The 19,101-nt window shown below is 49.8% G+C and carries 16 protein-coding genes; 10 read left to right on the top strand and 6 right to left on the bottom strand.

Features of this window, described 5'->3' with window-relative positions; translation table 11 throughout:
* Positions 1 to 334 precede the first annotated feature (334 nt).
* The 6 genes from C8R14_RS10980 to C8R14_RS10955 all read left to right on the top strand — a co-directional run bounded on the left by C8R14_RS10980 (position 335) and on the right by C8R14_RS10955 (position 7,497).
* Positions 335 to 2,044 (top strand): multicopper oxidase domain-containing protein, encoded by a 1,710-nt coding sequence (locus C8R14_RS10980; protein ID WP_011634907.1) that lies wholly within the window; start codon positions 335 to 337, stop codon positions 2,042 to 2,044.
* Positions 2,044 to 3,135, top strand: coding sequence for a cupredoxin domain-containing protein (locus C8R14_RS10975; protein WP_110332617.1), 1,092 nt, complete (start codon positions 2,044 to 2,046; stop codon positions 3,133 to 3,135). Before C8R14_RS10980 ends, C8R14_RS10975 begins: the two co-directional genes overlap by 1 nt.
* 1,325 nt (positions 3,136 to 4,460) lie before the next feature.
* Positions 4,461 to 4,703: a cupredoxin domain-containing protein gene (locus tag C8R14_RS14170; RefSeq protein ID WP_258333078.1), complete on the top strand. Its 243-nt coding sequence runs from the start codon at positions 4,461 to 4,463 to the stop codon at positions 4,701 to 4,703.
* 37 nt (positions 4,704 to 4,740) lie between these two features.
* A complete protein-coding gene (locus C8R14_RS10965; protein ID WP_011634910.1) occupies positions 4,741 to 6,219 on the top strand; it encodes a cbb3-type cytochrome c oxidase subunit I in 1,479 nt (492 codons plus the stop codon).
* A 95-nt stretch (positions 6,220 to 6,314) separates the two neighbouring features.
* Entirely contained in the window at positions 6,315 to 6,944 is a 630-nt protein-coding gene (locus C8R14_RS10960; RefSeq protein WP_011634911.1) for an SCO family protein, read from the top strand.
* The gene (locus tag C8R14_RS10955) at positions 6,928 to 7,497 is read left to right on the top strand and encodes a hypothetical protein (protein ID WP_011634912.1); all 570 of its coding nucleotides are present in this window, start codon (positions 6,928 to 6,930) and stop codon (positions 7,495 to 7,497) included. The genes C8R14_RS10960 and C8R14_RS10955 overlap by 17 nt, the downstream gene beginning before the upstream one ends.
* Before the next feature lie 46 nt (positions 7,498 to 7,543).
* On the opposite strand, the gene C8R14_RS10950 is transcribed toward C8R14_RS10955, so the two are convergent.
* The 3 genes from C8R14_RS10950 to rfbA all read right to left on the bottom strand — a co-directional run bounded on the left by C8R14_RS10950 (position 7,544) and on the right by rfbA (position 10,782).
* Positions 7,544 to 8,461 (bottom strand): formate/nitrite transporter family protein, encoded by a 918-nt coding sequence (locus C8R14_RS10950; RefSeq protein ID WP_011634913.1) that lies wholly within the window; start codon positions 8,459 to 8,461, stop codon positions 7,544 to 7,546.
* A gap of 350 nt (positions 8,462 to 8,811) precedes the next feature.
* Positions 8,812 to 9,819 (bottom strand): UDP-glucose 4-epimerase GalE, encoded by a 1,008-nt coding sequence (gene galE / locus C8R14_RS10945; RefSeq protein WP_011634914.1) that lies wholly within the window; start codon positions 9,817 to 9,819, stop codon positions 8,812 to 8,814.
* A gap of 75 nt (positions 9,820 to 9,894) precedes the next feature.
* Positions 9,895 to 10,782, bottom strand: coding sequence for a glucose-1-phosphate thymidylyltransferase RfbA (rfbA, locus tag C8R14_RS10940; protein ID WP_011634915.1), 888 nt, complete (start codon positions 10,780 to 10,782; stop codon positions 9,895 to 9,897).
* A gap of 229 nt (positions 10,783 to 11,011) precedes the next feature.
* On the opposite strand from rfbA, the gene C8R14_RS10935 reads away from it, so the two are divergent.
* The 4 genes from C8R14_RS10935 to glcF are packed head-to-tail and all read left to right on the top strand — an operon-like array spanning position 11,012 to position 15,767.
* On the top strand, positions 11,012 to 11,932 hold the full coding sequence (locus tag C8R14_RS10935; protein ID WP_011634916.1) for a 2-hydroxy-3-oxopropionate reductase: 921 nt from the start codon (positions 11,012 to 11,014) through the stop codon (positions 11,930 to 11,932).
* Positions 11,922 to 13,376 carry an FAD-linked oxidase C-terminal domain-containing protein gene (locus C8R14_RS10930; protein ID WP_011634917.1) on the top strand — a complete coding sequence of 485 codons (1,455 nt, stop codon included), beginning with the start codon at positions 11,922 to 11,924 and terminating at the stop codon, positions 13,374 to 13,376. The genes C8R14_RS10935 and C8R14_RS10930 overlap by 11 nt, the downstream gene beginning before the upstream one ends.
* Before the next feature lie 24 nt (positions 13,377 to 13,400).
* Positions 13,401 to 14,501, top strand: coding sequence for a glycolate oxidase subunit GlcE (gene glcE, locus C8R14_RS10925; RefSeq protein ID WP_011634918.1), 1,101 nt, complete (start codon positions 13,401 to 13,403; stop codon positions 14,499 to 14,501).
* Between the two features lie 3 nt (positions 14,502 to 14,504).
* A complete protein-coding gene (glcF, locus tag C8R14_RS10920; RefSeq protein WP_011634919.1) occupies positions 14,505 to 15,767 on the top strand; it encodes a glycolate oxidase subunit GlcF in 1,263 nt (420 codons plus the stop codon).
* 25 nt (positions 15,768 to 15,792) lie between these two features.
* On the opposite strand, the gene C8R14_RS10915 is transcribed toward glcF, so the two are convergent.
* The 3 genes from C8R14_RS10915 to sbcB all read right to left on the bottom strand — a co-directional run bounded on the left by C8R14_RS10915 (position 15,793) and on the right by sbcB (position 18,835).
* Positions 15,793 to 16,509 carry a M48 family metallopeptidase gene (locus C8R14_RS10915; RefSeq protein ID WP_011634920.1) on the bottom strand — a complete coding sequence of 239 codons (717 nt, stop codon included), beginning with the start codon at positions 16,507 to 16,509 and terminating at the stop codon, positions 15,793 to 15,795.
* A gap of 24 nt (positions 16,510 to 16,533) precedes the next feature.
* A complete protein-coding gene (locus C8R14_RS10910; RefSeq protein WP_011634921.1) occupies positions 16,534 to 17,307 on the bottom strand; it encodes a 5'-methylthioadenosine/adenosylhomocysteine nucleosidase in 774 nt (257 codons plus the stop codon).
* Between the two features lie 73 nt (positions 17,308 to 17,380).
* Complete coding sequence (gene sbcB, locus C8R14_RS10905) at positions 17,381 to 18,835, bottom strand: exodeoxyribonuclease I (RefSeq protein WP_258333077.1); 1,455 nt, start codon at positions 18,833 to 18,835, stop codon at positions 17,381 to 17,383.
* Between the last annotated feature and the right edge of the window lie 266 nt (positions 18,836 to 19,101).

The following is a 19,101-nucleotide window of genomic DNA, read 5'->3' as shown; positions in this document are numbered from 1 at the left end:
CCACTTTATATCTAGCTATCTGGCAAAAAGATAAAGCTCAGTAAGCTGGTCAGCATGAATCTGTTATTTGCTTGTCATGAAAGTGGTTGGAGGATGTAAAAATTCCGCGTACGTTGTCAAGGAGCTATGTAGAAATATTGCCGGGATAAGGGTATTCTGCATAACTTTCATTTACCTGAAAATATAATGTTGGGAACGCTCGGCGAATCTGTTATTTAGGATGCAACCTTGATTAGAAATCGCCATAAGCTTGCGTAAAACTGAAAAAATTACCGTACGGTTCAAGCAAGAGCGCTCTTTTGTTAAACTCCATAAAGGATAAATTGAGAGAGACATGTCTAATTTTATTCGCACTATCATAATAATTGTTTATCTGGTGTGTGCCTCTGGCGGTGCCTATGCATCCTTAAAATTACCTGAAACAATCCGAGTTGAGCCCACCGCACTCACATCTGAACCGCCTTGTGATCTCAAAATTCCACCAGCCTGGCGTGATGCGCAAGTTATTGAAGGCGTGGAAATTGACGCAGATCCAGGTTGCAGCCCGGATAATCCTGCCTGGATTGCCGTTGCTGTTAAAGGAACCAATAACGTTTCCATGGATACGCTCATGCAGACGCACTTTTCTCCAGACGCCATCATCAAGACAGATGATCTGGATGGAGACGGTGATCCTGATCGTATCGTTATCAAGTTGGAAATCATGGAATTAAATGGAAAATCCCCTGATTTTCCCGGCCAGGTTCCCACCTTTGATATCGCTCCTGGCGTACAACCCGGTGCCTGGGTTTTTGCCCCAAAAACCAGCGGCATGTCAACTGAAAATTTTGAAAGTGTGCGAGCCACTCCGCTGATTAGATTGCCATCGCCGGTAATCCGGGTTGAGCAGGGAGATATCGTACAGATCGTGCTGGAAAATACGCATTATTTTCCGCACAGTATCCATTTACATGGCGTGGATCACCCTTTCCATTATGAGTTTAATGGTAACGATGGCGTACCTCAAACCAGTGAAATGGAGCTGATGCCTGGTGAACGCCGTATTTATCAATTCCAGGCACGTGAAACCGGCACCATGTTTTATCACTGTCACGTCCAAACACATACTCATTTGTCGATGGGCCTGGCGGGAATAATCGTTGTTGAAGAAAACCGGCCCAATAACTGGCTGCAAACATTGAATATTGGCGGTGGCCACGTACGGCACCGATCAGTTGCGATCAAGGAGGATTTTGATCGGGAATATGACTTGCACTACCATTCAATGGACAAGGAACTGGGTGACATTATTAAGGAATACAACGACCCACGTTTGACTGCGCGCGACATGAACCGACGCTACCAAATCAATAATGCTACCGAAGATTATTTTACAATTAATGGATTATCATTTCCTTATTCACTCAGAGAATCACTGATCATAGTTGATCCAGACGAGAAAATTAAATTACGTTTACTCAACAGTGGCAGTGAATCAATCGCGATTCACACACATGGGCATCATGCCATGATTACGCACTATGACGGAGTGGAGCATAATCCTATAGCACAAATCATGCGTGACGTGTTTGATCTAGCCCCGGCGCAACGTCTGGATCTGAAACTGGAAACCATCAATGACGGCAGACACAGTTATGGTGAAGGTGACTGGCTGATCCATGATCACCGTGAAAAAGGAATTACGACAAACGGTATGGCTGAAGGTGGCAGCATGAGTTCCATTGTGTACACTTCGTATCTTGGTGAAAACGGCTTGCCGGATACGAGTCACTTTGGTGTTAATCTCGACCATTTTTTCACCAAGGAATATTGGGAAAGAAAGGTTCCCGTTTGGCAAGACCTGGATGAAGCCGCTACTTTTGGAGCTGCCGCAGGCAGAACAATCAATCTTGACACCGCAACTCGTAACATTTTGCTCTATGCTTTAGGAGGATTGTTGGCTGGATTGCTCCTGTATTCGATCTTTGTCGGACGTAGTCATATCAAGCAATATGCTGCAGCATTAATTTCACGAATCAGAGGCGAAAAAGGGGGTAAAGCGTAATGAAAGCAAGATTCACGATCATTTTTCTGCTGGCTGCCACTTTGCCATTCTGTTTCAATGCTATGGCGCAACAGCAGGCCACACCCGATGAACACGATCAACATGCTCAGCACGAACAGCATAGTGGTCATGAACAAAGTGAACCAAAGCAGGAAGAGGCCACACAGTCCGAGCATGATCACAGTGGGCACGACATGAGTACCAGCAGCGAAACGGCGGCTGAACATGAACATACTCACAAGGATCACAGCATTGATGCCGAGTCGCATCAGGAAAAGCCTGTTCAGGATCATGCCCATAAGGATCACAGCATTGATGCTGAAACCCACGAACACCCGTCAGAGCATGACCATGACGTGCACCTGGGTGGAGCAGCTGATCATGGCGATATGCATCACCACCATGTGGATGATGGCCACATCATGGATCATGAAGGTACGATGATCATGGGCCAGAATCTTGACAAGCTGCCCAGTGGTTGTAAAAGCATTTCTGAAGAAGTGGAAATTACCGTTCGTGCAGGCAGAAAATATGCACAAAGGTTTCCTGGAACCGTTTTTGCCTTTGATCAACAGCAGTGGCACGTTAAACCTTGTTCAAAGGTTACTTTTCATTTCACCAATGAAGACAACATCCGCCATCAATTCATGATGCATGGTCTGCCTAGATATATATATCAACTCGGCATGTTCCATCTGGAAGTCACGGGGCCGAAAACTGTCTCCGGCACAATTATCGTACCGGGATCGGACGACACCTTGCTGGTGCATTGTGATATTGCACAGCACATGGAAAAAGGAATGAAAGCCCAGCTCGTTATTGGTAAGGGTGGCCAGGATATCCCCAGCATCCCCGGATTGACGCCTTACAACATCACCGATGTTTATGAAGCTGAAGATCTGCCAAAAATAAGTGCATCTGAAAATAAACAAGACAAAAGCAAAGTGGTAAGGGAAATTACCAAGTCACTTGCAAAAAGTGATACACAAAACTACCTGATACTTCTGATTGGAGCACTGATAGGATTATTCAGCATTCCACTACTCAGGAAAATCATTCCCGGAAGAAAAACCAGTAAGAATGAGGAATAAGTAAACAAAAATGTAAGTCATGTCCCTTCGCATAGCCGTGGGGACATGACTTCTTCCTCCGTAACTTGCAACACAGGAAATAATCCATCCTGAGTAATCTTTCACCTCCACGAACTTTTCGGCATGCCCAGCACGTTATAGGATAAAGAGTCCAGGTACAAAAGAAAATCGGCATTCAGAGGATCATGCGCAAGTTACAGCTCTGCAACGGACCATACACGCAGCGCGGGTTTTCAAGCGTTACAGTAACGGGACTGCCAGATGGTGATCTCTCAGATGATCCGCCGCAGAAACCCCTTGGCTATTGATCCGGCAATGTATCTATAATATATAAATAGCGCCGTCCCAGAGAAAATTTCTTTGAAACACTCAAGGAGTTCAAGCGTATCACTTTGCACAGCGACAAAACTGACTGCAGCTTCTCGCCAGCCATTTACCTGCTATCTGCTGTCACCAACTCCAGCTGAATCTCAACAGAACCTGACCTGGCCAGGCGCCCCATCCCAGATAATAAGCTTTAGCAGCAATTGGTAAAGCCATAAACCCGTGACACCGGTAAAAGCTGGTGTTTTTATCGATCCCGTCTTGCCTGGTACTCGCCCGTACAGCCCAACCCTCAATCAATACCGTACAGCATTCAACCACCATTCTTTAGTCACAGGTGAACTAAAAGCGCGCCCAATAGGCTGTAAATGCAGTGTACACACGCGCCAGCCCTTGTGCTGCAGTAGTAACCCTGGGAGACTGCAATGGCGGCGTCTGAAGCGCTGCGGGCCCTCAGCTAAACCATTTCTGACCCCCCTGGTGCGGGCAGCATCTCAGTCTGGCAACTGACTCCATCAAACAGGTCATTTCGCGTTGTTCCATGATCCTCTCTCCTCTCCCGGGGCAAACGTTTAAGCGTCACAGACACCAGGAGATGAATAAACCTGCCACTACTGTTTGCTACAAGAATTTCTTGAAACATCAATAAGGGTTGACATAGATCTTTATCAAAGGTAAATTCGCGACCCGATTTTAATAAACGGAAGGGGAAATATAAAATGATCTCAACAGTTTACGCCATTACACTCGTAGGGATAGGCTTGGTCATGGCAGTCTTTTATTTTGTAATAATTAATTCCAAAAAAACTGAAGCAGATTATCAATCCATTACAAAAAAATGGTACGACGTGCGCAGTAAATGGTTTATTTTTTTACTGATACTGTGAACCATCGTCACCTTCGCCTCACTGAATCCATTTCCAATTCCTGATCAACACAAGGAATATTCAAGCAATGATTACCAGATCGTCGCGGTAAATGGTCATCAATGGTACTGGACAATGACACCTGCCACCGTGAAATCAGGCCAGCCGGTTGAATTCCAGGTATCTGCCGCAGACGTGAATCACGGGTTCGGTATTTATGACGAAAACCTGGTATTGATTGCTCAGACCCAAGCTATGCCAGGCTACACCAATAAACTTATTCACACATTTGACAAACCCGGAAAATTCAAGATTCTTTGCCTGGAATATTGCGGCCTGGCGCATCATGTGATGATTACCGAATTGACAGTTGAATAAATAATTCTGCATTAACAATAACTTATTGGAGAATACAATGAGTACAACAGAAGTAAGCAGCAAGATTGAGTATTCCGATTCAGAAAATCGGAATGCACTAATCGCCGTTAAATCTCACCTGATAGCGGGGTTACTGGTATTTTTATTGATGATGCTCGCAGGACTGGCCATGCGGGCGGCACAAGGCACTTGGTTAGAAATTGGCGCTGATCTGTTTTATCAGATAATGACAGTGCATGGCGCAGGGGTTGTAGGGGCCGCAATGATAACCTCGACTGGGGTACAGTGGTACTTTCTGCGCCAATATGTACGGCTGAGCAACGGAGTTTTCTGGACCAATTTCTTTATTTTCTTGACAGGTGTTGTGCTGATCCTTGGCTCTATCTTCGTAGGAAAGTATGGCGGTGCATGGACGTTTCTCTTTCCGCTACCCGCTATTTCAATGGGAGCCTGGTCCGCAGGCGCTGCAGCCGCCTTTCAGCTGGGTTTGCTCATCATCGGTGTGGGTTTCCTGATTCTCTACCTAGATTTCGGCCGTGCTATCCTGGCACGCTATGGTAGCCTGGCACGTGCTCTGGGGCTTACCCAGCTTTTTGGTAAAGAACCGGTAAATTACAAGCACCCGGCAGCAGTGGTTGCCAGCACGATGGTGCTTATTGTCAACTTTATGGGTATTGCCGCAGGTGCTGTAGTACTAGTCATGGGTCTGGTTAATCTGTTTTACCCCGAATTCAAACCAGATGCCTTATTGATGAAAAATCTGATCTATTTCTTTGGTCACGTTGTCATCAATGCCACCATATACGCATCAGTCATAGCGGTTTATGAACTCCTTCCACGCTATACCGGCCGTCCATGGAAAACCAACAAACCATTCTATGCCGCTTGGTTCGCCATTGTATTCATGGTGATGGGGGTATATCCACACCATCTTCTAATGGATTTCCCGATGCCAACCTGGGCGCTTATCACCGCACAGGTACTCTCCTTTGGTAGTGGCCTCCCGGTTTTGGTGGTTACCGGTTACGGTGCGTTAATGATCGTATATCGTTCAGGCATCACATGGAGCACTTCTGCCAAGTTACTGTTTCTATCAATGTTCGGCTGGGCTGCTGGAGTAATTCCAGCTATTCTGGATGCAATGGTTACCGTGAATCGTACATTCCACAACACCCTGTGGGTACCGGGTCATTTTCATTTCTACTTGCTGCTTGGATTACTTCCCATGCTCATCGGATTTGCCTACTTTCTGGCAGGCGAAGGTGACCGCAAAGAACGGCCTAAAGCAGTTGATAGCCTTGGATTCTATGCCTATCTGATCGGTGCATTCATGACATCCATGGTTTTCCTTGCCAGTGGCGCAAACAGCATCCCTCGCCGCTGGGCCGTCCATTTACCGGAATGGATCGGCTTTGCTCAAGCAGGGACAATCGCCGCTTCACTGGTTGTGCTGGGAATGTTGCTATTCATCACGCGCGCTTTAATTAGCCTGCCAGGTGCAAACAACCCCCGCTAAAACATAGACACCCCGGCAATTTCTCCAAATAAAAATGGAGAGTTGCTGGGGAATCTGATAGTAGCACTCGATACACTGCACACGGGGAATAAGGGATGAAAACTTTTCTGGCAACGTTTCTCGTAGTTATCGTGGGATCTCTCGTTCTTTGGGTAAGTACTGACGAAGGACGTGCTTTTACAGCAGAAGAAGCGCGTCGCCTTGAAATCCGTGAAACCCCTCGATCTGTGCCTGACTGGCGCCTGCAGAATCAGGATGCTGAAACTTTCAGAATCCAGGACTGGCACGGACATTTCATTGTGGTAGATTTTATCTACACAAGCTGTCCTGATGTATGCCTGATACTTAGCGGCAATCTTAAAACCCTGCAGAAAGATTTCTCCACTGAAGAGAAATCAGACAAACTTCGCTTCCTCAGCATTAGTTTTGATCCTGAAAAAGATACCCCTCAGCGACTGAAAGAATATTTGCATCATTTTTCTGCCGACCTCAGATACTGGATGGCTGCCCGGCCGATCAATCCTTCCCAGAAAGAAGCCATCCTGGATTTCTTTAAGGTCATCGTAATCCCTGATGAATACGGTGGTTACACTCACTCCGCCGGCTACCATATCATCAATCCAGATGGAAAACTGGTCGCCATATTTGGGATTGAACAGACAGATGAACTTCATACTTACCTGAATCAGGTTCTGGAGGAAAAAGAAAATGTATCCAAAAGCTAAACAGGCATGGTTACTCCTGGCAGCACTGGTCATACTGGCTCTCCCTCCGATGCAGCGATTTCTGGAACAAAGCATGGTAATGCACATGCTTGTTCAGATTCCGGCACTGGCAATCATAGGATGGATGATCGGCAAGATACTGCCTGAAAATTGGAAAAATAATATAGCTCCATGGAACCGATGGGGAATAACAGGCATAGCACTTGCTATTATTATCATGACCTACTGGATGTTGCCACGCGTACAGGATGCTGCTATATCCGAATGGCCTGTCGAACTGACAAAATTTATCACTGTACCGATAATGGGCATGGCATTGGGAATAAGTTGGCCTCAACTTAACCCTATCGCACAAGGGGTTCTGAAACTGGAATTTTGGGCTACTTTTATGCGCTTGGGGTGGTTGTATCTTGATCTGCCTGATCGCCTCTGTGCAAATTATCTTTTGAGCGATCAGCGTGTTTTTGGACAACTATTGTTACTGGCTGGAAGTATTTGGGCAGTTGCCTGGACGCTTAGAATCACGTTTGGAATAAAAATTATCAACAACTGAAACCCGCAGTGATCTGCAGGAAGATGGATCACCGCGGGTTTCAGTTTCAGTTACTATGTGTGCGGTACCATAAGGTTGAGTTAAATATTACTGCCCCCAGAATATTGCCGATCGTTACTGGAATCTGATTCCACAGCCACCACTCAGAAATCGTCACGTCAGCGCCTGACAGTATCCCAATCGGGAAGACAAACATATTCACCACCGCGTGCTCAAAACCGAGCGCAAAAAAGGTGGCAATTGGCAGCCAGATCAGCATGACTTTACCCGGCACACTGCGCGATCCCTTAGCAAAAACCGGGCCGAGACTGACCAGCCAGTTACACAGGATTCCCATACCAACGGCGGCAATCCAGCCATTCATCCCATACCCCGCATACGAAACTTTTTTCTCTGCAAGATGGGCCAACGTAGTAAGAACTCCTGGTGGTTCTACTGCCCCTCCCTTGGTCAGCGAAAACCAGAGTAAACAGGCAAAGAAAATACCGCCGACCAGATTGGCTACGAACGTCCAAAACCAGTTACGCACCACACTTCCCAATCCGATTCGCCCTGCAAACAGTGCCATGGGCATTACGGAAAAACTGCCAGTCGCCATCTCCAGACCCAGTATCGCCAGCATGACATAGCCAACCGGAAAAAGCAGGCCTGCTGCTGCCGTCGGCCATCCCTGCGCAACCAGCAACGCACACAATGCCGCACCATAGGCAAGAAACGGAGTGCATAAAAATCCCCGCGTCAGAATCTGTGCAACATTGAATTTGCTTTTCTTAACTGCATCTTCAACGAGATCATGCCCCATCTGCACAGGCAGGACACTATCAATAATCGCGGTCGGATCACTACTTGCCTTAACCGGAGTCATGCTGCCTGCATAACCGCCAGCTGACATACTTTCTGCGATAGCGCTGGATTGAATGACCTGTTCACTTAAAATAACAGAAGGTTTCTCAGATTCTTTCATATTCTCTTTAAGGTAGACTAATTGAGGAAATTACAATAGTGATGCTGTGATTGTATGCACAGCGGGCGGGAATTCTGTCATAACTCAGGATAGCCAGCAAGAAAAATAGTGATGTATATTTAGCAGGTTACGGGCATCCTTCGATGAAGATGAAGAAGGCAGTACTTTACGCAATCGTTAGCTCGAATCATACTAAAAAGCATCCGGAAAATTTTCGGCTGACTATCAATAATTTTTACAGAATCACGGCCTCCTGCGCTACCTGCTGCAGAGATTGAATTACACACCTCAATGTCACCCAGAACCACTCTGGCGTTTACAGTACAAAAGCAAACTGATCTGGTACGGGTTTATACATATCCTTCCGGATTACATTTCTGCCAGCGCCAGTGATCTCGGCACATCGCAGCCAGATCACGCTGCGCATTCCACTCCAGTATCTTTTCAGCCAGTGCAGGATCAGCATAACAAGTCGCCACATCCCCTGCCCGTCTGGGTGATAGCTGATACGGAACATGCTGGCCACTTGCATTCTCAAAAGCCTTGACCACATCCAGCACGCTGTAACCGGTACCAGTGCCAAGATTGACTGCAAGACACTGCGGTGTGGCAAGGTGCCCCAGCGCACTGAGATGCCCCAGTGCCAAATCCACCACATGAATGTAATCTCGCACGCCGGTTCCATCATGCGTCGGGTAATCACTTCCCCACACATTCAGATGTTCACGCCGCCCCACCGCAACTTGTGCGACGAAAGGCATCAGATTATTGGGAATCCCTTGCGGATCCTCGCCAATCAACCCGCTGTCGTGTGCACCCACAGGATTGAAATAACGCAGGATGGCAATGCGAAATTGAGGATTGGCCCGATACACATCGCGCAACATTTCTTCAATCATAAGTTTGCTGCGGCCATAGGGATTGGTGGCAGATAACGGATGATCTTCCGTCAAAGGTAAACGTTGTGGTTCGCCATAAACAGTTGCTGAAGAGCTGAAAACCAGTGTGTATACAGCACAATTCTGCATTGCGGCCAGCAACCGGAGAGTACTGATAACGTTATTGTCATAATACTCAAGTGGTTTTTCTACCGACTCCCCTACCGCCTTGAGCCCGGCAAAGTGAATGACAGCCTCACAATGGTAATCTTTCAGGACCTTTTCAATGGTCGCCTGGTCTCGCACATCCCCCCTGACTACAGCAAGTTTCTTACCGGTGATTTTTTCTACCCGGCGCAATGCCTCCGGATGGCTGTTGCAAAAATTATCAAACACGACAACCTCATATCCGGCTGTCAGTAATTCGACGCAGGTGTGCGAACCAATGTAACCAGCTCCTCCAGTAACAAGAACCTTCATATCAACACCTTATCAGATCTGAATAAATACCAGATTAAGCAATCACTGCTGCCGCCGCGCAAGCAAAGCTTGTTTTCATCTAAATACGTTTTCCCTAAGTATTTTAAGCAGATACTGGCCATAACCATTTTTGGCCAGTGGCTGGGCCAGCATTTCCAGCTGTGCCGCATCAATCCATCGTTGCCGGTAAGCGATTTCCTCCGGGCAGGCCACTTTAAGTCCTTGTCGGTTTTCCAGAGTGGCGATGAACTGGCTGGCATCGAGCAGAGTTGCATGTGTTCCTGTATCCAGCCAGGCGTAACCCCGGCCCATGATTTCCACACTTAACTGATCTTGTTCCAGATATAGGCGATTCAGGTCGGTAATTTCCAGCTCTCCACGTGCCGAGGGCTTAAGCGTTTTAGCAAAATTGGTAACCCGGTCATCGTAGAAATACAGACCGGTTACTGCATAGTTGGATTTAGGCTGCCTGGGTTTTTCTTCCAGTAACAGCGCCTTCCCGCATGCATCAAACTCAACCACGCCATAGCGCTCAGGATCAAGCACATGGTAAGCAAACACACTGGCTCCCTCCGTGCGCGCCATGGCATTGGCCAGTAATTGCTGCAAATCATGGCCGTAGAAAATATTGTCACCCAGCACCAGTGCAGAAGGGTGATTGCCAATAAACGCTTCTCCGATCAGAAAAGCTTGTGCGAGACCATCCGGTGCAGGCTGTACCGCATATTGCAGATTCAATCCCCATTGCTCACCACTGCCCAGCAATTGCTGAAAACGGGGGGTATCCTGCGGCGTGCTGATGATGAGTATGTCGCGAATACCTGCCAGCATCAGGGTGCTGAGCGGGTAATAGATCATCGGTTTATCAAATACCGGCAATAATTGTTTGCTCAGCGCAAGCGTGGCCGGGTGCAGCCGCGTACCGGAACCGCCAGCAAGAATAATACCTTTTCTATTTGTCATAATGATTTTCTGGCAATCCGCAGAAAAATGAAATTGAAGAATCAAGGAACATGTGAATTCTTGCAGATAGAACTAGTCCATAAAATACGGACTGTTATACTACAAAACCTGCGGCGGATCGTGCGGACACAGACAAATCCGGATGAACCAGCCGGCAAGCAGTTTACCTGTTTTGCCGGAATCACTTAATCGCAGATAAAGACCCATTTTCTCAGTCACACTGTTCAACATGAAAAATATCGGTTTTATTGGTCTGGGTATCATGGGAAAACCCATGGTCAGCCATCTTATCCGGGGAGGCTACCCGGCTTATCTCCATTCCCGCAGTGGCGTGCCCGATGAGTTGACAGCCCTGGGTGGAATTGCTTGTCCTACACCCAAGGCTGTCGCAGAGCAGACGGATATCATTATTCTGATGTTACCGGATACGCCGGATGTCGAAAAAGTGCTGTTTGCTGAAAACGGTGTCATGTCGGGCCTGTCCGCAGATCCAGCCCGATCGAAAATTATCATCGACATGAGTACGATTTCACCAATTAGAACCCGTGATTTCGTCAGACGAATCAACCAATCCGGGCATGATTATGCAGATGCCCCCGTATCAGGTGGCGATATCGGCGCCCGGAACGCCGCGCTAACCATCATGATCGGCGCAACTGAACCGGTTTTTGCAAGAATCAAACCCATCCTGGCGTTAATGGGAAAAACCGTCACCCGCATCGGCGAGCCAGGTACTGGACAGATCTGCAAGGCAGCCAATCAGATCATTTCCGCCCTGACGCTTGAAGCAGTGGCCGAAGCGCTGGTATTTGCTTCCAAGGCCGGGGCGGATCCAAACAAGGTCAGACAAGCGTTGCTGGGTGGATTTGCTGCTTCACGCATTCTGGAAGTACACGGGGAACGTATGCTCAAACATGCCTTCACACCTGGCTTTCGCGTCGATTTGCATATGAAGGATCTGGGGATTGCGCTGGATTGCGCTACGGAGCTGGGCGTCAGCCTGCCGGGTACTGCGCTGACTCAATCGCTTTATAACGCCTGCGTTGCACAGGAAGACACGATGCTGGATAGCTCAGTCATCGTGCGTATCCTCGAAAAATTGGCCGGACATACTATCAATCCATCCACAGCAACCTCTCATGAATCGTAAGCAACTGATTACAGCCTTTCTGAAGTTTCTGCCTGAAGAAGCGATACTTTACGAGGCGGAAGATTTAAGGCCGTATGAATGTGATGCCCTGTCCGCCTACCGGCAGATGCCCATGATTGTCGTGCTGCCGCGCACAGAAGCTGAAATTGCCGCTATCCTGCAAATCTGTCATGCTGGACAGGTTCCGGTCGTAGCACGCGGCTCCGGCACCGGTCTGTCCGGTGGAGCACTACCTCACGCAGAAGGCGTTTTGCTGTCATTGGCCAAACTGAACCGCATTCTGGATATCGATCCTGCTGCCTGCACTGCACGTGTTCAACCTGGTGTGCGTAACCTGGCTATCAGCGAAGCCGCTGCAAGCTATGAAATGTATTACGCACCCGATCCTTCCTCACAGATCGCCTGTAGTATTGGTGGAAATGTGGCGGAAAACTCCGGGGGGGTGCACTGCCTCAAATATGGACTCACCGTTCATAATATTTTGCGCTTGCGTGTACTGACAATTGAAGGTGACGTGCTGGAAATCGGTGCTGACGCACTCGATAGCCCCGGTTTTGATTTGCTTGCTCTGATGACAGGCAGCGAAGGCATGCTGGGTATTGTCACCGAAATCACGGTAAAACTGCTTCCCAAACCGGAAACAGTGAAACTGGTCATGGCCGTGTTCGACGATATCAGCAAAGCCGGGGATGCTGTCGCCAACGTCATTCAGGCAGGTATTATTCCGGCCGGTATGGAGATGATGGATAAAATTACCATCCACGCCGTTGAGGATTTCGTACACGCAGGCTACGATCTTGAAGGTGCAGCGATTTTGCTGTGCGAATCTGACGGCATGGCGGAAGAAGTAGCCGATGAAATCAAACAGATCCAGACCATTCTGCAAGCCAGTGGCGCTGTCCGGATCAGCCTTGCGCGAGATGAAGCCGAACGGCAGCTTTTCTGGGCCGGACGGAAAGCCGCCTTTCCGGCAGCCGGCCGGGTTTCACCGGATTACTACTGTATGGACGGCACCATTCCACGCAAGCATTTGGCACATGTGCTGGAACAAATTGAGCAACTTTCAGCTGAATACGGTCTGCGCTGCATGAATGTGTTTCACGCGGGAGACGGTAATCTGCACCCGCTGATTCTGTACGACGCCAATCAACTGGGCGAACTGGAGAAAGCAGAAGCCTTTGGCGCACGCATACTGGAAATCTGCATTCAATCCGGCGGATCATTGACCGGCGAACACGGTGTAGGCATCGAAAAACTCAACCAGATGTGCCTACAATTCAATGATGCCGAACGTGATCTGTTCCATGCGGTCAAGGCGGCATTCGATCCGCAATCGCTGCTCAATCCAGGCAAAGCCATTCCCGAACTGCACCGTTGCGCCGAATTCGGGGCGATGCATGTCCATCGAGGCGCTGAAAAATTTCCAGACATACCCAGGTTCTAATCAGACATACCCAAGTTCTAATTTATGCAAGATCAAACCATTCTCGATCAGCTCATCCAGACCGTTACAGAAGCAGCCGAATATAAACAGGCGTTATGCATCCGGGGAGGCGGCAGCAAGGATTTTTACGGCAACCCGCAGGCGTTGCAACCTCCCGCGCTCAACACAGCTACCTGGCAGGGAATCGTCGATTATGAACCCAGTGAGTTGGTTATCACTGCTCGCGCCGGAACACCGCTGGCCGAGCTGGAGAAGCTGCTGCATGATCATGGTCAGATGCTGGCTTTTGAACCTCCTTGCTTCAATACATCCGCTACGCTGGGCGGCTGTGTCGCTGCCGGATTATCCGGCCCCAGACGCGCCTACACCGGCGCAGTACGCGACTATGTATTAGGTATCGGATTGCTGGATGGCCAGGGCAGAACCCTGTCTTTTGGGGGGCGTGTCATGAAGAACGTGGCCGGTTATGATGTCTCCCGCCTGATGACAGGCGCCATGGGCACGCTGGGGGTATTGCTCGAAGTGTCACTTAAGGTACTCCCTAAGCCGGCTGTAGAACGCACCCTGTGCATTCAGACCAACATGCCCCAAGCGATCGGAATCATGCGCCGCTGTGCAGCTGAACCGCTGCCGGTTTCCGCTACCTGTTTTCATGAGAATCAGCTTTATGTCCGGCTTTCCGGTGCTGAATCCGCCGTGCACACGGCACATGCCAGACTGGGCGGAGATGAAATTAAAGATAAGGGAAGTTGTGAGGAAAATTTCTGGAAATCCGTCAGGGATCACACCCATCCGTTTTTCCAGCAAGGAAAATCGAATGGCAAATCGCTGTGGCGGCTGTCGATCCAATCGACCACCCCTCCGCTTTCGCTGCCAGGTGAACAACTGATTGAATGGGGCGGTGCACTGCGCTGGCTGGTGACAGACGAAGATACCGATGCTGCCAAGATCCGCAACCTTGCTTCCGGTGCCGGCGGCCATGCCACTCTACTCCATGGCAATAAAACCGCAACCCCCGTATTTCACCCGCTTTCCCCTGCCCTGCTTAAAATCCACCAGAGACTGAAGCAGCAGTTTGATCCGGCAGGTATTCTGAATCCGCAACGACTGTATGCCGAGTTTTAAACCATGCAAACCCGTTTGACTGATCTGATTAAAGACACCCCGGAAGGCAAGGAAGCCGATGCCATTCTGCGCAGTTGTGTGCATTGTGGCTTCTGCCTTGCTACCTGCCCCACCTACCAACTGCTGGGAAACGAGCTGGATAGCCCGCGTGGGCGAATTTATCTGATCAAGCAGATGCTGGAAGGCCAGGAGGTAACAGAAAAAACGCAGCTGCATCTCGATCGCTGCCTGACCTGTCGCGCCTGCGAAACCACCTGTCCATCCGGGGTACAGTACGGGCGTCTGCTTGATATCGGCCGGGGCATGGTCGAACAGCAAATCCAGCGTACGCCTTATGCAACATTCAAGCGCTATACCTTGCGCAAACTGCTGCCCAACCGTACTCTCTCCAGCTTTTTCATGGGCGTTGCCCGCTTGAGTCGCCCGCTGCTCCCCGCCCGGCTGAAAAGAACGATCTTACCGAAGCCGGTAACTGCACGCAGCCTCTCCGGCAAAACCCACACACGCTCCATGCTGATACTCGCTGGTTGTGTACAGCCGGCCATGACACCCAACACCAACCACGCTACCACACGCGTGCTGGACAGGCTCGGCATCTCGGTCATCACCGCGGAACAGGCCGGCTGCTGCGGTGCACTGGCTTATCACCTTAATGCGCAGGAAGAAGGATTGAACGCCATGCGCCGCAATATCGATGCATGGTGGCCTTTTGTCACGCGATCCGAGAATCCGGTTGAGGCCATTATCGTCACGGCCAGCGGCTGCGGCGTCACTGTCAAGGATTACGGACATCTGCTGCAACACGACCCAGTTTATGCCGAGAAAGCAGAACGAATTTCCAGCCTGACCCGCGACATCAGTGAAATCATCACGGCCGAAACCTCCACACTGATTCCGTTGTTGGAAGCAGCGAAAACCGCATCGAAATCCTCCTCGTTCCCACGCAACCTTGCCTTTCATACCCCCTGCACCTTACAACATGGCATGAAACTGAAAGGAAAAGTCGAACCGATTCTGCAAGCAGCGGGCTTTAACCTCACCAAAGTCGCTGACCCCCATCTCTGCTGCGGTTCAGCGGGCACTTATTCCATCCTGCAACCCAAACTTTCTCGTCAGCTACGTGATAACAAGATTACTGCATTGACCATGGAAAACCCCGATCTGGTGGTTACCGCCAATATCGGCTGCCAGATGCACCTGCAAGGCGGCACCCGGCTGCCTGTACGCCACTGGATTGAACTGCTGGATGAAACCCTGGGCGGATAATCCCCAAATATCAGGGAAACGCTCTTTATCCGCGCGGCCGCACCGCCGCCAGCGGCAATTGATTCAGCTCCGCCGTGGCCTCGCGCCAGGCTGGATAATACTGATCCATCAATGCAACAAACCGTTTGTTATGTGATGCTTCAAGTAAATGAACCATCTCGTGCACGACAACATACTCAAGTAAATCCTTCGGTCTGGTGACCAGATCGGTATTCAGTCGGATATGGCGGGTACGCGGGTTACAACTACCCCAACGGGTTTTCATTCGCTGCAAAAAATAGGCAGACACACTCACACCCAGCCGATCCTGCCATTGCTCGATCAAACCGGGCACCACACCATGCAGCAAGGATTTGTACCAGGCATGCATCACCGCGGCACGCCTGGATAAATCACTGCCCGGACGCACCTGCAGGATGATGGACTGCTGATTCAGCAACACACAAGGTTTGGCTTGTTTCTCCACCACCTGCAGCACATAATGATGACCCCATACGGTATGGCTTTCATGCTCAACCAACTGCCGGGGTGCTTCTCTAACCTGCGATTGCAGTTTTGTCTGCTGCTTTTGAATCCAGGATAGTTTTGAAACAGCGAAAGCGTGTATTACCACCAGCTGAATACCAATTGGGGCAACCAGCGTTACTCGTCCATCTGGCGCAAGCACCCTCAAGTAAATATGTTTCACTCTCTTGCGCTGCATGAAAATCGTAAGATCTCCCAGCTTGATCTGCTCGCTCACCAGTCACTCCGCTCATCTTTGATTCTATGCAACCCCGACCAACTGTCGCTGCAAAAAGCCTGCGATGATGTGATCTGCATAAGGTCGTGCAACCTCACAGATGAAGCGCGGGAAATCGATGTGAGCGCTGTCATCGGCGCGATCAGAAATGGTGCGCACGGCAGCGAACGGTTTGCCAAAGTCACTGCACACCTGTGCTACTGCAGCGCCTTCCATCTCGACAGCGAGCGCCTGGTGGCCGGCTGCGGCGAGCGTGGTACGCAGCGCAATTGATTCAGCCAAGGTACTGACAAAACGATCTCCACTGACGATTAAACCCTGGTGCACCCGCGCTAAATGAGTGCGCGCGACACCACTGCTCCGAGGTATATCAGCTTGGGTATTTGTCAGATAAGCGTGCGCCGCTGCAAATAATAGAGTAGACAGTTCCGGATCGCAGGCAAATTGTGTACAGCCATAACCTGGTACTTCCCAACGCGGGAAAATGGGCGATGCATCCATATCGTGCTGCAGAAATTGCGTAGCGATGACCACATCACCCACCTGCACACCTTCCCCCATACCACCAGCCACACCCGTAAACACGATGCGCTGCGCACCCAATCGTTCAAACAGCACAACAGCTGTTGTCGCCGCTGCCACCTTGCCAATGCCAGATAATCCCAGCACCACTGTCTGGCCATGCAGACGACCGCGCCAAAATACACGCCCCGCATACTGAAACTGCTCCCGTTGCTCCAGCGCCTGTACCAAACCGCCCTGTTCTTCTGGCAAAGCACTCAAAATTGCTGTAGTCATTGATAGATATTAAAAAATCCGGAAATTTTTGATGTAACCCAATTTCGCATCGGCATTGCTCATAGAAGAACAGTTAATCGGGCCAGGGCAGATCATTTTCCTGTGCCAGCGCCCTGCCCCATGCTTCCAGTTCGTTCAGGATTTCCTGCTGTGCCTGTTGCGGACAATCGGTACGCAGTTGTATCAGCTTCTGACGGTATTTGTTTAATGTCAGGCTACCGTTGATAGCATCTTCACCGAGCTGTCTACGGCAATGGACTTGCCAGCGGTGTTTTTCCTGGGCCGACAAGGTATCGGGAAAGTTGCGGGCACGATAGCGAAACAGCAGTTCAGCATAACGTCCATCCTGAAATTCTTCTGAGAGATCAATCAGTCTCTCCGGTTCTGAATCGCGCACGAGCGGGAACAGGTTACGGTCGTGATCGTTTGCAAAACCATCGTACAACGCCAGATCAGCATCATTTTCTGGAAAAATCTTGCCATTTGAATACGCTTGCCTGATCCGCTGCATGAAATCCGGATGCTGCAGTAACAGTTGCCAGTGTTGCTGACATTGTTCGTCATTCAGTCCGATTCGTTTGGCAATCTCATCATTAAGAACTTTCTGTGGCGCCAGTGCCGGACATTTGTTCAGCCTAATCGTCTTGACCGGCAGGCGCTGCTGCCCTTCCGCCAATTCCAATTTGGGCGTGAACAGACGTTCCACCAGCGCATCAACATTCAGCTGCATAAATTCAGCAGGATCATGCCGCAAGTCGTAAACCAGAATACTGTTGGTATTGCCTGTTTCAGGCAGCAGCGGCATCACCAGCGTGGTGCAACCTTGTTCGGATGGATACATACGCGAGGTATGCAATACCGGGGTATGTGCTGTCAGATCGAGCAGATGAGATGCTTCACGCTTATCCCGCAAACGGAACAGCCAGTCATACAAACGCGGCTGCCGGTCACGTAGCAAGCGAGCCAGTGCGATGGTGGCGCGAACATCGGATAACGCATCGTGCGCACTATCATGCATTAACCCGTTGGCAGCGGTAATATCCTCCAATCGGAAACTAGGCTTCCCTTCCCCATTGACCGGCCAGTTGATGCCTTCCGGACGCAGAGCAAAAGTCATGCGGGCGAGGTCGATCACATCCCAGCGCGAATTGCCGGACTGCCATTCGCGTGCATAGGGATCGTAGAAATTGCGATACAGCGCAAAGCGGGTGACTTCATCATCAAACCGTAGCGTGTTATAGCCCACCCCGCAGGTACCCGGTTGTGCCAGCTGTGCATGAATCAGTGCGATGAATTCCGGTTCCGGCAACCCTCTGGTTGCTGCCATTTGTGGTGTGATACCGGTAAGCAGACAAGCTTCCGGATGCGGCAGCCGATCACGCGCCGGTTTGCAATAAATCACCAGCGGATCGCCAATTTCATTGAGCGCTTCATCCGTCCTCAGCCCAGCAAACTGAACCGGCCGATCCTGACGAGGGTTCGCACCGGAGGTTTCATAATCGTGCCAGTAGAGTGTTGAGGTATCCATTCGCATAATGGTGGTTAGTCCGTAACAGGTTGGAAAACGCGGATTTATTTTCCCGATCCATTCCTGAATAACCGGGTCTTAACAAAAATCTCGAATCAATCCTGATCTGCCCAGAGAACATATATCGCTTGTTTCAAAGCTGCTTTCCTACCTTTTAGCGTATAGGTACAGATGAATCGTCCCGGGTTTTGAGGAGGCTGTTTGGTTAAAGTCAAGCCACCGGAATGGCTTCCCTGGCGAATTGCCTATAGTAGTTTACCTCAGCT

Origin of the sequence: Nitrosomonas eutropha (assembly GCF_003201195.1) — a bacterium.
Classification (GTDB): Bacteria; Pseudomonadota; Gammaproteobacteria; order Burkholderiales; family Nitrosomonadaceae; genus Nitrosomonas; species Nitrosomonas eutropha.
This window is presented reverse-complemented; position numbering and strand designations above follow the sequence as displayed.